The following is a 13,811-nucleotide window of genomic DNA, read 5'->3' on the forward strand; positions in this document are numbered from 1 at the left end:
CTTAAGGTTCTGTCTATGTATCACAACTAGTTTCATCACAAGCTCCTAATTAATGGGAAATCCCTCAAAATACTCTGACGGTTAAATATAGTGACAAGACTATGTTAAAGAATTATTCCGCTAGCTCGCTTCGTTTGTTCCTTGCTATACTCGTGTGAGTTTGTATTCAAAAAAGTAGGAAGAAATATGATTATCGTAACTGGTGGTGCAGGCATGATTGGCAGCAATATTGTTAAGGCGCTCAATGAAGCAGGCCACAACGATATTCTAGTTGTCGACAACTTAAAAGATGGCAAAAAATTTAAGAACCTGGTTGACCTAGATATCACCGATTACATGGATCGTGATGACTTTCTAACTCAAGTGATGGCTGGTGATGATTTCGGTCACATTGAGGCTGTTTTCCATGAAGGTGCATGCTCTGCAACCACCGAGTGGGATGGCAAATACATGATGCTCAACAACTATGAATATTCTAAAGAGTTACTACATTACTGTATCGAGCGTGAGATCCCCTTCTTGTATGCTTCTTCTGCTGCCACTTATGGTGAAACCGATACTTTTATCGAAGAGCCGCAGTACGAAGGCGCGCTAAACGTATACGGTTATTCAAAACAGCAATTTGATAACTATGTGCGTCGCTTAACTGCAGATGCAGCCGCGCACAACGAAACGCTTTCTCAAATCACTGGTTTTCGATACTTCAATGTCTACGGCCCACGTGAACAGCACAAAGGCAGCATGGCTTCTGTCGCTTTCCACCTAAACAATCAAATGAACGCAGGTGAAAACCCGAAATTATTCGCAGGAAGCGAAACCTTCAAGCGTGATTTTGTGTATGTGGGTGATGTCGCAGCGGTAAAGCTGTGGTTCTTAGAAAACGGTGTTTCAGGTATTTTCAACCTAGGCACCGGCAATGCTGAGTCGTTTGAAGAAGTCGCAAAAGCAGTAATCACACACCATGGTAAAGGCGAGATTGAAACGATTCCTTTCCCCGAGCATTTGAAAGGTGCTTACCAAGAGTTCACCCAAGCTGACTTGACCAAGCTTCGTAATGCAGGTTGCGATATTCAATTTAAATCGGTTGCTGAAGGCGTCAGCGAGTACATGCAGTCAGTTAATCGCTAGATTACACTCTCCCGAAAACAAGCTAACGGTATACTGTTAGCTTGTTCAATCTATATCGCCAGTTAAAGGTTTACAGTGACAACTCAACGCGACGACTACGATCCTAAAGCATACAACCCTAAATTCACCAGTGCGTTTTTATCACCAAAACACTGGGGAACTTGGCTCGGGCTATGCCTATGCCTGCCCATTTCTTTGCTGCCAAACTCGATTCGAGTAGCCATAGCAAAATTCGTGGCGACAAAAATGACGAAGAAGCAACGTGGATCAGTACAAAAGGCACGTATAAACCTCGCGCTTTGTTTTCCAGAAAAGTCTGTTCAAGAGCGTGAAACTATTCTAACCAATTGCCTAACAACTGCTGGTGCCTTTTTACTTGGTTTTCCTGCCATATCATTACGCAGTAAACGTTGGCTTGAAAAACACTCAGAAATCATTGGATTAGAACACTTACAGCAGCTGCAAAAAGACAATCAAAGTGCTATTTTGCTCGTACCTCACTCTTGGTGCATCGACATTCCGGCTATCCTTTTAGCTTCAAGAGGCTTACCCGTTTCTGCGATGGCAAATAGCCAGAAAAACCCTCTGACCGATTGGCTCATGCACAAGCAAAGAGTTCAGTATGGCGGGCGAGTTTATGATCGCAGTGGCGGTATTAAACCTTTTATCAAATCAGTCAAAGATGGCTACTTGGGATATTACCTGCCAGATCAAGACCATGGCCCAGAGCAAAGTGTATTCTCAGACTTCTTTGCGACTGAAAAAGCAACCTTACCTGGACTTGGAAAACTAGCAAAAGTAAGCCGAGCGAAGATCGTTCCAACCTTTGCCAACTATAATATTGAGACGGGTAAATACGAAATTGAAATCAAAGCACCCATTGAGCTATCCGGCGATGAACATCAAGACGCTAGGGCAATGAATGAAGTCGTTGAAGGTTTTGTTAACCCTAGACCTGAACAGTACATGTGGATTTTAAAGTTGTTAAAAACACGCAGGAATGGACAAGATCCATATGTGGGTTATTAACCTACACGTAGACATATCGATTCTATTGATTAGTTAGAAGTTCTAACTAATCATTCACCATTGTCCGTTAGTAGCTTGTGATAAAAACCATCAACAGTGTAATCTTCAAGCTTAATCAAAACTGATTCGTCAAACTCGCTAGAAATAAAGCCTTCAATATTACCAGTAAGTTCATTTAGACAGTCAAATATAAGAAAGTTATCTTTTGAGTATAAAGGGTGATTATAAAGACTCGTATTATTCGTTATAACTTTCTTTCTGGCGTACAACGCCTCTTTAACCCTCATTGTATCAGACGTCTGTCCATCAAGAACCATTTCCAATACACATTTGGTATTGAGCATCACGGTTAGGTATTCAACATAGGAATAAGACGGTTTCTTGTCAAAAACAATAAAATTGCACTTAAAACCATCTAATGCATCTTTTATTTTCTGAACCTTTTCTTTCCTTCCTTTATCCATGCCGACAAAAGAAACATCGAAATCAGATGTTCTTTCTATCTCACCGATGATTTTTAGTTGAGGCATAGGTAGGTAAATATGCTTAAAGTCATACTTTGCTGCATCACCTTCATCAAAAGTATATGTTTCAAAACCTTTTAGGTGATGGTTCAGGCTTCCATCTGTGACATTTCTAAAAACAATCACCTTCCTCCCGTCAATCTTTGATATCGACTTTATATCTCTCAGAGAATCGGTGGTGAATATTACATCGAAGCCATTTAGTGCCTTTATTTTTCGTCTTATGATCGCTCCATAAGCCTCATGATAATGTTTTTTACTATAGAAAAATAAAAAGGAAACTAATTTAACTAGCCACTTACTTAGGAAAATATGATGCTTTTCATAATCAGACGATAGGACGTCAATTTCTAGTTTTTCATACTGTTGCTTATAGCCTACAAAAACCAGTTTCGGTTTCAATTTATCGTTCATAAGGCAACCTTTTAAAAGACTCGACAATACTTCCTAATGCACTATTGGCTTTACTACCTTCAACTACCTTCTCGTAATAACTAACATACGCTGCAGCCATGACATTGGCATTGAATTGATCTCTCGCGTATTCATTACAACGAGCTGAATCATAGGTGTCAGAATTTAAGATCCCTTCTACGAGCTCTTGTTCACAGCTCGATAAAAGACCTACCTCACTAGAAACTAACTCCGGCAGTGAGCCATAGGGTGTACCAAACACTGGACAACCAAAATACAAACTTTCTGTAATCGCTAAGCCAAACGGTTCATGCCAAGTCACGGGGAATATCAGACCTTTTGACTGAGTCATGATCTGAGATTTCGTTGTATCGTCCACCATCCCTAAAAAACGAACATGACGATCTAGCGTTAACCTAAAACCCATTTTTAGGTTCAATCGATGGCCGCCCAAGACATCAAGCTGCTGGCCAGCTTTCTTGGTAATATCAATGGCACCTTGAACATTTTTAACTCGCCACGCCGCTTTCCCAAGAAAATGGAAACGTTCACGTTTTAAGTTAAAGTTAGGCTTTTGGTAGTTGTCCCAATTCAAGCCATTGTAAACATAAGCTTGTGCACCATGATTTTTTGCATGCTGAGAAGAAACAAAGACGGTATTAGGGTCAATAGGACCGTCTGAATTACCATGCTGCGTTAAAATGTATGGATAAGAGATAGGCTCAAGATCAGAGTGGAAATGCACAACATCAATATCATTTGGAAGCTGACTTTGCAGTGGTACATTCGGTTGATATTCTATGACTCTCGCCCAAGCACACTTTGTTCCTTTGCCAGCAAGCAGCGTCACTCGGTGCCCGGCAAGATGCAAAGCATAAACTAAGTCCCAAATGACTCGTTCGGTTCCACCATAATTCACCACAGGTAACGTGGCTCTTGTATACATTAAAATATTCATAATAACTTAATTTTTAAAAGCTTTTACTTTAGCGACAACAGCTTGATGAACACACTCTGGAACAAATTGCTCTATTTCTCCACCATGAATAGCGACTTCACGAACCAATGTTGATGATAAAAAAGCAAACTCTTCTGAAGGTGTCAAAAACAGGCTCTCTAGTTCTGGTTTTAATCGACGATACATTGTCGTCAAACCAAATTCATACTCAAAGTCCATTGTTGTTCTTAAGCCACGCACCAAAATTGAGGCATTTTGCTCGGTCGCAAAATCAACCAGCAAGCCGCTAAAACCCTCGACGGAGACATTAGGTAATTCATGGCAAGTTTCTCGCAATAAGGCCACCCGCTCATCTAAGCTAAATAAGGTGGCTTTACTTGGGCTCTCTGCGACACCAATGACAAGCTTTTCAAACATACATGCGGCACGTTTAATTAAGTCATAGTGGCCGTTAGTCACTGGATCAAAAGTACCTGGGTATATTGCTATTTTCATGACATTCCTTTATTCACTGGATGTTTTCTTGTTTTTCAATCGGCCTAATACACGGTCTAGCTGCTCAATCACCGATTCTGTAGAAATAAGAGCCATAAGATCTTTTCCTTTTACTCGGGTTCCCCATGGAAGCTCGTCAACCGCTTTACCGTGTTGCTCTTCAGCAACCTGTTCATACACAGAAACCACACTGTCTAAACTATGATAAGGCCCTGTTCGTATTGGGTTACTGTGTGCATACAAACCAATCACGGGGACACATTGAGTCGTCGCAATGTGTGCAGGCCCTGAATCAGGAGCGATCACAACACTGGATTTACCAATCACTGCGGTAAGCTGCTTTAACGAGGTTGAGCCTACTAAGTTAATACAAGGTGATGTCATGTACTGGGATATATTGTCGGTTAAATTGCGCTCTCTATCCGTTGGAGCACCACAAAAAACCACCTTAAAGCCTAACTGATAGGCATAATCGGCGACAGCGGCATAGCGCTCAACTAACCAGTTTCTCTCATCTTTACTCGCGGCAGGGCTAATAACAATATACGGCTCATGCGCAAGCTCCATCGATAGTCTTTGATCTTCATCAGACAAAGCAAGATCCCATGTCGGCACCTGTTTGGGACATCCCAAAAAGTAAGCAAATTCAGAGAAATTATCTAACACATGAAATGCGTCCGTTTTTGGCAGCTTGCGATTAGTAAAGAGCCACTGCCCCTCTTTGGCACGTGTCCAACTAAAACCAAGTTTTACTTTTGCATTTATTCCTAACGTTAACAGACTGGCTCTTAGTGCAACTTGCATATGCAGCAAATAATCAAACCGAGTTGAACGCAGAGTTCCCCATACTTCTTTCATTCCTTTTAAGCCGCGTTTTTTATCAAACACAACAACTTGAATTCCAGATATATCACCAAGCAATTGAGCTTCGACTTTTCCCATCACCCACGTGATCTGACATTCTGGATAAGTAGATTGAATCAGTTGCACCACAGAAAGGGCATGACAAACGTCACCAATAGCAGATAAACGCAGAATACAAATAGATTTTGGAGCAGAAAGAGCGTTATTCATTGATCGGTTCCAATGGCATCATTTCTAGGACAGCAGAAACAACGTTATCTGGCTTGATATCTTGAAGGCATGGCGAATAGACATCATCGCTAATTTGACATCTGTTTTTATAACAAGGGACGCAGTTACGTTCAGATTGCACAAGTCTAATATTGGCGACTCTTTGGGAGCTAACACCATTGCTGTATAAATTGTTCGTTACAACAATTGGCTCTTCATATGGCCAAGGTGACCACATGCTTGCTGGCGCCACACTAATAATAGATACAATTGGGATAGAGTAACCTGACGCGAGGTGACCCGGACCACTATCAGGTCCAACAAAACCATCACTGTGTTTAATTAATACAGAGGTTTGAGCCAATGTTAATTCCCCCAAAACACTGACCAACTGATTCGACTCAGGAACTTGGCTAATGATTTGTTCCACAATGGTCTCGTCTCGTTCTAATTTAGCGCCAGATAAGACAATATTATAACCTGCAGATATCAGACGATTGATGACTTCAACCCAATACGAGACTGGCCACTGCTTAATTTCGTTGGAGGATGGCGCATGCACAACAATGTAGTTTGAGGGCAATTTCTGTTGAACCGCTGAAGGTAATAACTCTTCGGGAGATACAAGCCGTGCAATACAATTAACATCTATGGTATCCAGCATACGAGCAACGCGACTCATTTTATGCTCAAAGCGATGCTGTTCTTTAATGTAATGAGTATAAATTAATTTTTTAACCCATGCTCCAGAAAGCGATTCATCAATTGCACCCAGTCTTTTCTTGCCAAAGATAAAACTATAGATAGCGGTTCTATCATTAAGCATTTCATTGATGACTAAATCATATCGACCATGCGCTTTTAAAATCCGGTAATAGTCCTTAATTGATGCTCTTGGCGGAATTTCAACTAAAGAGTCAACGTCTGGATTGGTACCAAAAACCATCTCCCCTCTAGCATTAACTAAAACATCTATTGTGGCGGTCGGAAACGCTTTTCTCAGACTATGGGTAAAAGCAGAGATCAACAAACTATCACCAATGCAATGAGTGGCAACAACTAATATTTTTTGGTAACTACATGAATCGTTCATTAATCTGTTCGGCGTTTGATATACTGTTCTACCAAGTATGCCATAAACTCCCCAATACGAGACAGTGATTCATGTTTACAACAAAGCAAATCCATAAAACAACGTACTGGTATAACCCTAAGTTACTCACCGAAGACGTTGAATTGGCTTTTTCTGTGGATTATTGGAAGGCGAATCAAGCAATACTGGGGCACGCTCAAGGTAGAGGAACAACATGGTTTGTTAAGGGAGAAAAAAGCGATTTCGCTCTTCGACATTATCATCGCGGCGGCTTGTTTGGAAAGCTAGTTAGAGACAGCTATTTATTTACTGGATTAGAGAGCTCACGAGCATACCAAGAGCTAATGTTACTTGAGCTTCTAGCTACACATAAAGTTAATGTCCCGACACCCGTTGCTGCGAAAGTTTCGCAAGAAGGGCTCATTTACAAAGCCGACATTTTAATTGAAAAGATTTCCGACGCAGAAGACTTAGTAAAGATATTGTCGAACAAAAAACTATCCGATTCCCATTTCAACGATATAGGTCATCAAATTCGAAAAATGCACGATGCCGGGGTCAATCATACCGACCTCAATATCCATAACATTCTCGTTGATAAAGCCGGCAAGGTTTGGATTATCGATTTTGATAAATGCCTAACGCAGACAGGCAGCAACTGGAAAGAGAGTAATTTAAAGCGACTTAAGCGTTCATTCGAAAAAGAAGTTCGATTAGGAAGGATTGATGCTCAGCACTTTGATTTTTCACAAATTGAACAAGGGTACAAAGTTAGTACCCTTGAGAGTCTATGATTTATTCTTCTTTCAAACCAAATAACTTACGAAGTTTCTTTTTCTTTTTATAGATATGCCCTCGAATCACTTCAGCAAGAGGGCGCTTGAAGGACACTTCTGTAGCTAAGCGTATTTGCTCTTCAAATGGTTTATCTCCATGTTCTTCAAAGAACTGTTCCAACACCGTTCTCGCCCAGTCTTTTCGTCCACTCGTTGAATAATGATTGAGCCAAGCTTTCGCTGGTTCAATATTCACCTGTGTAGAGAGCGCTTCAGATAACGCAAACTGCTCTAAAGTGTGTGCCTCACACCCTTCTTGACGTAACGCTTGAATCAACACATCGGCATAATCAAAAGCCGATGTGTGTTTTCCTGTAATACCAATGACTGCCGACGCCCACATAACTGAGTCTGGATTGGTGCGGTAGACACTGCCATCCATAAGTTCTATATCTCTATCTCTGATATGTGCATACTCATTGGTGCTTGGCAAAGTATTGATGTTTACTTCTGAGCAAAACAGTAACGCGTTTTTATCCGATATAGAGTCGAAGTAAACGTTTGTTGGCACGTTAAAGTACGTATCTGTATCTAGAAAAAGCAGTTTATCTTCAGGACTCAACTCTAAATTATCACAAAGATATTTTAAGCCGCGGTTCTTGATTCTAAAGTGATAAGTATTGTCTAGACTCCATTCAGCCTTTTGATCAGGCGATATCGGAAACACTTTAATTAGCATATTAGCGAAGTGCTCAGGCTCTTCCGCTAGAACAGAAATTTCAGGCCGAGTTCCATTTGCCTCAACCCAATTGGCTAAAAAAGACAAAATGCAAAACCTTGCGCCTTGATAGTAAGTTCTATCATTGCCATAAATGACAAATGTTAAGTGTTTTCTAGCCAATTCTGATTTCATAATTTAGTACTTCGTAATATTTTTAAAAAGTGCTTTGTGCTTGCTGCTGACATGGCTTCGAACATGAGTTCGGTATCCCTCTTTAAACCAACTTCTAACCGTCGCATAAAGCCCTGAAGTTCTACCACTCAACTCACTATCAAATGCACCGGTTTTACTGCCCTGACGAACCAAAGGTGGGTGTGTCCAAAAAATATTGTACTCTAATGTCGTTCGTTCATTACCAATATAACCATCAATAGGTGCGTCGGTTATATTGTTTTCCATATGCTCTACCATTGCGCGAGCAAAACTAAGGTCATAAAGCAAACCACCAGTAAGCTTGTTCGTTTTACACAAGTACAGGTGCTGATTTGGTACTCTTACTGATGCAGGTACTAAGCTCGACGCCTCTTCAATATTTACAAGATACTTTTCTTCACCAGCAAGCTCGCTTTGGAAAGCTTCTAGTTGCTCAATAAAATCGCTATTTAAAAAAGCATCATCTTCTAACACTAATACTTGTGGAATTTGTTCTTCTACGACTTTTTTCATCACTAAGTAGTGCTTATAAAAGCAAGACTTCTCAGGGAGTCTCAGTGAATCGTCAAAAAAACCATTTCTAACGTCATCAGATAGATCATCGATATCACCAGCTAACATATATTCGTAATCAGTGATGCCCACTTCTGGCAGGTGCTTATCTATATGTTTTCTACGTTCTTCGTAGCCTTTGCTTACATGAATAACAAAAGTTTTGATCATGGTGATGTCTCAATATTGGTTGACTGATTATTGGTGGCTGAATGATGTATCAATTGGAGTGTTTGTTGTAACGCACCTTGATTCTGTTGAACTATACCATAGCCTATTCGCCCTTTTTCAATTAACTCTTTAGGCTTGGATAATGCACTGATCATTTGTAAAGCAAGCTCATTCTCATCGGCTACAACAGACAGTGCGCTCGAGTCGATCAATTGATTCGCCAGGTCTGCAAAATTGAAATAGCTCGGCCCTGTTAAGCAGTATTTTTGAAGCAGCGCAGGTTCGATGAAGTTATGCCCTCCTACTTTCTTTCCAAGTAGGCTTCCTCCCATAAAAACAAGATCGCTCGCAGAAAGCATAACCATAAGCTCTCCCATCGTATCCCCCAAGTAGACGTCGACATCGAGCGGTAACTCGTCAACAACTTCGGTTCGACGAACCAAAACTAAGCCTTGGCTTTTGGCCAATTCAGCAACTGAATCAAACCGTTCAGGGTGACGAGGTACTATCACTAAGAGTAATTTTGGCAGTTCTCTTTTGGCTTGTTGATAAGCTCTAAATATTTGTTCATCTTCGCCCGCATGAGTGCTCGCGGCGACAACAATCTGCCTACCCTGCCCCAAAATATCTTTAAGATGCTCGCCTTGTGCGATTACATTATTATCAATCGACACATCGTACTTAATTGACCCTGTGACAATGACTTTTTCGCTCGGCGCACCTAGTAACTCAAATCGAGATTTATCATCAGAGTGTACCGTCAATATTAAACTTAACTTAGAAATTGTCGGATAAATTAACGAACTCATTTTTTGATAATTACTGGCTGATTTTTCTGATAATCGTCCATTGACTAATATCATCGGAATATCATTTTTAGCAACGGTGTTAATGGTGTTCGGCCATAATTCCGTTTCAATAATGAGCATGTTGTCTGGCTGAATGCGGTTGATAAAACGTTGAACACAACAACTAAAATCAATAGGCATATAACGGTGGCTAATCGAACCGCTCATCTTTTCTACCTGCTCAGCGCCTGTACTCGTTGTTGTAGTGATCAGTATTCTTTTATCTGGGTTTTGTATCGCCAGTTGTTCAACTAACTTCTTACTCGCCAGCACTTCCCCTACTGAAACGGCATGAATCCAAATCACACCCGATTGTCTATTCTTAATAGGCGGTGTAAATCCGAAATGCTCTTTCCAGCGATGACCAAAAGGCGGCTTGTTTGCTTTGGAGCGATATAAGCCCCAAAGCAGAATAGGGCTAACAAGGAAAAGTAGCGCAGTATAGGCCAAACGAACGACGATGCTCATATAACGACCTTATTTATATTTTGCCTTGAGAAATAACATCAAACTGCTCAATAGCACTAATGACTCTACTCGGCATTAACTCAGTTAGGCACTTTAGGTGCTGCTTGGGACAAGTTCGTTCAAAGCAAGGTCGGCACTCAATATCGGTATTGATGATCGCCAGTTTGTTCGTTAGCGGAGGCGTATATTTAGGTGAACTAGAGCCATAAACAGCCACGACATTACAGCCCACCGCGGCGGCTACATGCATCAGCCCAGAATCATTGCTAACGACAGTACGACAAGCCCCGATCAAGTCTACAGCCTGAATTAAGCTCGTATCTCCAGCTAAATTGAAGCAATACTGCTGCATATTAACAGGGACTTGTTCGATTATCTTTTGGGTTACTTCTCGATCTTTAGCCGAGCCAAACAACCACACTTGGTAACCTTGCTTTATCATCGCTGTCGCTGCTGTTGCAAAGTGATTATCAGGCCAACGTTTCGCAGGGCCAAACTCAGCACCAGGACATAAACCAAGGACAGGCCTTTGATTGTTTAAACCAAATTGCTCCATAGCCTTTTGTTGGCTGGAGTCAACAACTTGTAGGCTTGGAAAAGGTAATGATGACAATTCACCTAAACAACCACTACCCGTCATTTCAGCTTTAGGGTGCGCTAACGCTACATATCGCTCTAACATGTATTGAAACGCTTTTTTATTGGTTCTAACGTCATTAAGCAAACCAAAACGCATTTCACCTTTCCAGCCAACTCGTTCAGGAACGCGTGCAAACAGGGGAATTAAAGCTGATTTCGCGGAGTTAGGTAATACGTACGCTTTATCGTACTGTACTTCCCTCAACGATTTGCCGATCTTATAACGAGATTTCAGATCAAATTGCCCATGCCCTAGTGGCATTTCAAGAGCTTGATTGACTTGTGGCATTCTTTCCAAAATAGACTTACACCATGCTGGCGCTAAAACATCAATTTTTGCGTCAGGATACTGTCTTTGCAACTCGATATATAAGCCTTGAGACATCACCATGTCTCCAACCCATGACGGGCCAATAATCAGAATTTTCATTTGTCTTGCTCGTTAATAGCGTGTTCGTTAATAGCTTGGCCAGATAGTCTAAAATATTCTTGAAGTGTTTTAATGCAAACCAATTTTTCTAATTGTTCATCCTGGAAAGGAGCAAGGTATTTATGCGCATTCTTGATCATCTGTTCAGACTCTTTAGGGTTGTCTAAATAGTATTGAATTTTTTGCTCAAAATCCGACCAGTCATCCTTCACCTCTACATAGTGTATGCCTGGCTGCAAAGTGCCTTCCATAAACCACGTTTCAAATTTCATTTTTGGAGTAACGACAAGCGAGTTTGAAGACATTGCCCATTTCAAATTTGATGCAACATCGTTCCCTTCAAGGCAAATAATGAATTTGTACTGAAGCTGATCTTCTACTGTCATAAATGGCTGTTGCCACTCTGGGTTTTGCTCTGAAGTATTCGATTGACCAGCATTCATCAGTGGATGACCATACAGAGCTTCCATAAAACGAATTCTATGTGGTTGAGTCACAGCACCACGAAACACGGCCATATTTTTTTTATCAGCAAAGCTTAAACTATCATTTACGAATCGAAAATGACGACGCTTATCTAACTTGAAGAGTACAGATTTACTATTGTTCCCATTAACCGGACGAGCTTTAAATAAAGTTGGAACTGGCTCGATATGTGTTTCATCACCAAAGTAGTAACTGAAACGAAAGTACTTTGGAAAATAATAAAGAAACTCTTTAAGATCAAAGTAATAAGATGTGTAACCCTTTCGAGAATAATTCTTAATTTCGCAATTTAAACTAGCCTTATCAAAGTCACCGAGCCCTTTTACGTAATAATTTACTCTGCTTTTTATATAATCAGCTTGATCGGAATATGACTTTTCCAGCTTTTCAAACTGTTTTGAAAAATACAGACTAGGTGCGATAGAGAGCAAGGCATGTTTTAAATAATAAAATATCTTCATAGTTTCTCTTTATATTTTATTTTTGCATAATGAACTAAAGTTCCGGTGACAATTAAATATACAACGAGAGCATCGCCATTTCTAAAAGGTGAATCTGTTAAACTGGCCACAGCGTAGTGGATAGAAGGCAAGCTAAACAACCAAAATAAGTCGGGATACTTTCTCAGCCCCAAATATACTGGATAGAAAATAAAGAACAAAAAGATACTTAAACCTATAATTCCAGAGCGCGCTAGTTTATCAATATAGTTATTGTGTAAATGCCCTTCTGAAATATAGCTATAAGCCATAGGTGTATACCCAGGTATATTCTCTTCAATATGCTCTCGATTAAATGATCCATGCCCTAATATAGGACTACTTTCAAAAAGTTCAATGCCAGCTTGATACATCTGCAATCTGAGACCTATTGATGAATTGAGGTCACCTTGTTCAATTTCGCTGATCTCCTTCCATGTCTGGTCGTAACGCTCGACAATAGCCTCTTTAGAGAAAAAAACAGCACCAAAACACAAAGTTAACGATAGTAATATGATTTTTATGCTTATTTTTCTTTGGTAAAGTAGAATTAAGCCTATTACGATATATAGAATTCCACCCCCTAAAATAACCCCTCTAGATTGCGTTAAGATCAAAGAAAAACCGGAAATAATCGCACTTAAAACTAACATCCAGGCGATTTTACCTTTGAACTTTGTCAATAATGCCCCTACTGAAAGCATGGATATTAAACCTTGATGTGTTGCTAGCGGGATTGGATTAGTTGGCCAAAATATTCGCTCGGTCGGATAAATAAAAAAGTACCAACATGACAAAGCTAAACATGCCAAAGCCGCACTAAAAAGTAAATATTGAGATAGCTTTGCATTGAGAAGTTGCTTTTGAGGGAGCAAGCACAAGAGTACAGTAGTAACAAGGAAACCTCTCAATTCTTGAGAACTGGCGCCATAAGTAACATAGCCTATTACAGTAAATATCCCAGTAAATAGAGTTCCCCATAGCCAAACATTACTTTTAAAGTTGGACTTAATCTGGAACAAGCCATAAGTAAATATATGAACAATAGCGGCAGCCAAAACCAAAGCTACCAAAGGTTTGTTGCCCTGAGGCATCCAAATAATACCTATAGCTAACCATAGGTAAGGAATTAGTAACAGAGATCTAGAGATAGACTCTGCCTTTAGAAATGAAGACAACATAATTCCAAAGTAATAATAAAAATAGTTCCGGCAATTTTATCAGATAAAGTGCTATAGACACAGCTTCAAGTGATATCAACCTTTGTATTGAGAGCTACACATCTATAGCTGACAACGGCGTTGTTGATCAAA

14 protein-coding genes are annotated in these 13,811 nt (G+C 40.3%); 3 read left to right on the top strand and 11 right to left on the bottom strand.

What is annotated here, in order from left to right; genetic code table 11:
• Positions 1 to 186 precede the first annotated feature (186 nt).
• Positions 187 to 1,128, top strand: coding sequence for an ADP-glyceromanno-heptose 6-epimerase (gene rfaD / locus AB4493_RS20635; RefSeq protein ID WP_372155730.1), 942 nt, complete (start codon positions 187 to 189; stop codon positions 1,126 to 1,128).
• 75 nt (positions 1,129 to 1,203) lie between these two features.
• On the top strand, positions 1,204 to 2,157 hold the full coding sequence (gene lpxM, locus AB4493_RS20640; RefSeq protein WP_102394571.1) for a lauroyl-Kdo(2)-lipid IV(A) myristoyltransferase: 954 nt from the start codon (positions 1,204 to 1,206) through the stop codon (positions 2,155 to 2,157).
• Positions 2,158 to 2,207: 50 nt separating this feature from the next.
• Here the strand turns inward: lpxM and AB4493_RS20645 are convergent, their stop codons facing one another.
• Genes AB4493_RS20645 through AB4493_RS20665 form a run of 5 tightly spaced genes read right to left on the bottom strand, consistent with a single transcriptional unit; the run spans position 2,208 to position 6,715 of the window.
• The gene (locus AB4493_RS20645) at positions 2,208 to 3,095 is read right to left on the bottom strand and encodes a lipopolysaccharide biosynthesis protein (RefSeq protein WP_372155732.1); all 888 of its coding nucleotides are present in this window, start codon (positions 3,093 to 3,095) and stop codon (positions 2,208 to 2,210) included.
• Entirely contained in the window at positions 3,085 to 4,041 is a 957-nt protein-coding gene (locus tag AB4493_RS20650) for a glycosyltransferase (RefSeq protein ID WP_372155742.1), read from the bottom strand. The genes AB4493_RS20645 and AB4493_RS20650 overlap by 11 nt, the downstream gene beginning before the upstream one ends.
• 18 nt (positions 4,042 to 4,059) lie before the next feature.
• Positions 4,060 to 4,548: a pantetheine-phosphate adenylyltransferase gene (gene coaD, locus AB4493_RS20655; protein WP_122046770.1), complete on the bottom strand. Its 489-nt coding sequence runs from the start codon at positions 4,546 to 4,548 to the stop codon at positions 4,060 to 4,062.
• 9 nt (positions 4,549 to 4,557) lie between these two features.
• Entirely contained in the window at positions 4,558 to 5,622 is a 1,065-nt protein-coding gene (locus AB4493_RS20660) for a glycosyltransferase family 9 protein (protein ID WP_372155733.1), read from the bottom strand.
• Complete coding sequence (locus tag AB4493_RS20665) at positions 5,615 to 6,715, bottom strand: glycosyltransferase family 9 protein (RefSeq protein ID WP_372155734.1); 1,101 nt, start codon at positions 6,713 to 6,715, stop codon at positions 5,615 to 5,617. The genes AB4493_RS20660 and AB4493_RS20665 overlap by 8 nt, the downstream gene beginning before the upstream one ends.
• A 71-nt stretch (positions 6,716 to 6,786) precedes the next feature.
• Between AB4493_RS20665 and AB4493_RS20670 the strand changes: the two genes are divergently transcribed.
• Positions 6,787 to 7,509, top strand: coding sequence for a 3-deoxy-D-manno-octulosonic acid kinase (locus AB4493_RS20670; protein ID WP_102394576.1), 723 nt, complete (start codon positions 6,787 to 6,789; stop codon positions 7,507 to 7,509).
• 1 nt (position 7,510) lies between these two features.
• Here AB4493_RS20670 and AB4493_RS20675 read toward each other — a convergent pair whose 3' ends face one another.
• Genes AB4493_RS20675 through AB4493_RS20700 form a run of 6 tightly spaced genes read right to left on the bottom strand, consistent with a single transcriptional unit; the run spans position 7,511 to position 13,592 of the window.
• Positions 7,511 to 8,404 (bottom strand): hypothetical protein, encoded by an 894-nt coding sequence (locus AB4493_RS20675; protein WP_372155735.1) that lies wholly within the window; start codon positions 8,402 to 8,404, stop codon positions 7,511 to 7,513.
• 3 nt (positions 8,405 to 8,407) lie between these two features.
• Positions 8,408 to 9,148 (bottom strand): glycosyltransferase family 25 protein, encoded by a 741-nt coding sequence (locus tag AB4493_RS20680; RefSeq protein WP_102394578.1) that lies wholly within the window; start codon positions 9,146 to 9,148, stop codon positions 8,408 to 8,410.
• Positions 9,145 to 10,464 (bottom strand): lipid IV(A) 3-deoxy-D-manno-octulosonic acid transferase, encoded by a 1,320-nt coding sequence (gene waaA / locus AB4493_RS20685; protein WP_372155736.1) that lies wholly within the window; start codon positions 10,462 to 10,464, stop codon positions 9,145 to 9,147. The genes AB4493_RS20680 and waaA overlap by 4 nt, the downstream gene beginning before the upstream one ends.
• A gap of 13 nt (positions 10,465 to 10,477) precedes the next feature.
• Positions 10,478 to 11,533, bottom strand: coding sequence for a lipopolysaccharide heptosyltransferase II (gene waaF, locus AB4493_RS20690; RefSeq protein WP_372155737.1), 1,056 nt, complete (start codon positions 11,531 to 11,533; stop codon positions 10,478 to 10,480).
• Positions 11,530 to 12,480 carry a glycosyl transferase family 90 gene (locus AB4493_RS20695; RefSeq protein WP_372155739.1) on the bottom strand — a complete coding sequence of 317 codons (951 nt, stop codon included), beginning with the start codon at positions 12,478 to 12,480 and terminating at the stop codon, positions 11,530 to 11,532. Before AB4493_RS20695 ends, waaF begins: the two co-directional genes overlap by 4 nt.
• The gene (locus AB4493_RS20700) at positions 12,477 to 13,592 is read right to left on the bottom strand and encodes an O-antigen ligase family protein (RefSeq protein WP_372155740.1); all 1,116 of its coding nucleotides are present in this window, start codon (positions 13,590 to 13,592) and stop codon (positions 12,477 to 12,479) included. Before AB4493_RS20700 ends, AB4493_RS20695 begins: the two co-directional genes overlap by 4 nt.
• Positions 13,593 to 13,811 lie beyond the last annotated feature (219 nt).

The sequence above is a fragment of the Vibrio sp. 10N.222.55.A1 genome, from assembly GCF_041473835.1.
Classification (GTDB): domain Bacteria; phylum Pseudomonadota; class Gammaproteobacteria; order Enterobacterales; family Vibrionaceae; genus Vibrio; species Vibrio crassostreae_C.

Excerpts from the sequence above, each read along its gene's own strand:
- AB4493_RS20680 (WP_102394578.1), bottom strand. The coding sequence starts at position 9,148 with ATGATCAAAACTTTTGTTATTCATGTAAGCAAAGGCTACGAAGAACGT.
- coaD (WP_122046770.1), bottom strand. The coding sequence starts at position 4,548 with ATGAAAATAGCAATATACCCAGGTACTTTTGATCCAGTGACTAACGGC.
- AB4493_RS20675 (WP_372155735.1), bottom strand. The coding sequence starts at position 8,404 with ATGAAATCAGAATTGGCTAGAAAACACTTAACATTTGTCATTTATGGC.
- AB4493_RS20645 (WP_372155732.1), bottom strand. The coding sequence starts at position 3,095 with ATGAACGATAAATTGAAACCGAAACTGGTTTTTGTAGGCTATAAGCAA.
- AB4493_RS20650 (WP_372155742.1), bottom strand. The coding sequence starts at position 4,041 with ATGTATACAAGAGCCACGTTACCTGTGGTGAATTATGGTGGAACCGAA.
- rfaD (WP_372155730.1), top strand. The coding sequence starts at position 187 with ATGATTATCGTAACTGGTGGTGCAGGCATGATTGGCAGCAATATTGTT.
- AB4493_RS20665 (WP_372155734.1), bottom strand. The coding sequence starts at position 6,715 with ATGAACGATTCATGTAGTTACCAAAAAATATTAGTTGTTGCCACTCAT.
- AB4493_RS20660 (WP_372155733.1), bottom strand. The coding sequence starts at position 5,622 with ATGAATAACGCTCTTTCTGCTCCAAAATCTATTTGTATTCTGCGTTTA.
- AB4493_RS20695 (WP_372155739.1), bottom strand. The coding sequence starts at position 12,480 with ATGAAGATATTTTATTATTTAAAACATGCCTTGCTCTCTATCGCACCT.
- waaA (WP_372155736.1), bottom strand. The coding sequence starts at position 10,464 with ATGAGCATCGTCGTTCGTTTGGCCTATACTGCGCTACTTTTCCTTGTT.
- AB4493_RS20700 (WP_372155740.1), bottom strand. The coding sequence starts at position 13,592 with ATGCCTCAGGGCAACAAACCTTTGGTAGCTTTGGTTTTGGCTGCCGCT.
- AB4493_RS20670 (WP_102394576.1), top strand. The coding sequence starts at position 6,787 with ATGTTTACAACAAAGCAAATCCATAAAACAACGTACTGGTATAACCCT.
- waaF (WP_372155737.1), bottom strand. The coding sequence starts at position 11,533 with ATGAAAATTCTGATTATTGGCCCGTCATGGGTTGGAGACATGGTGATG.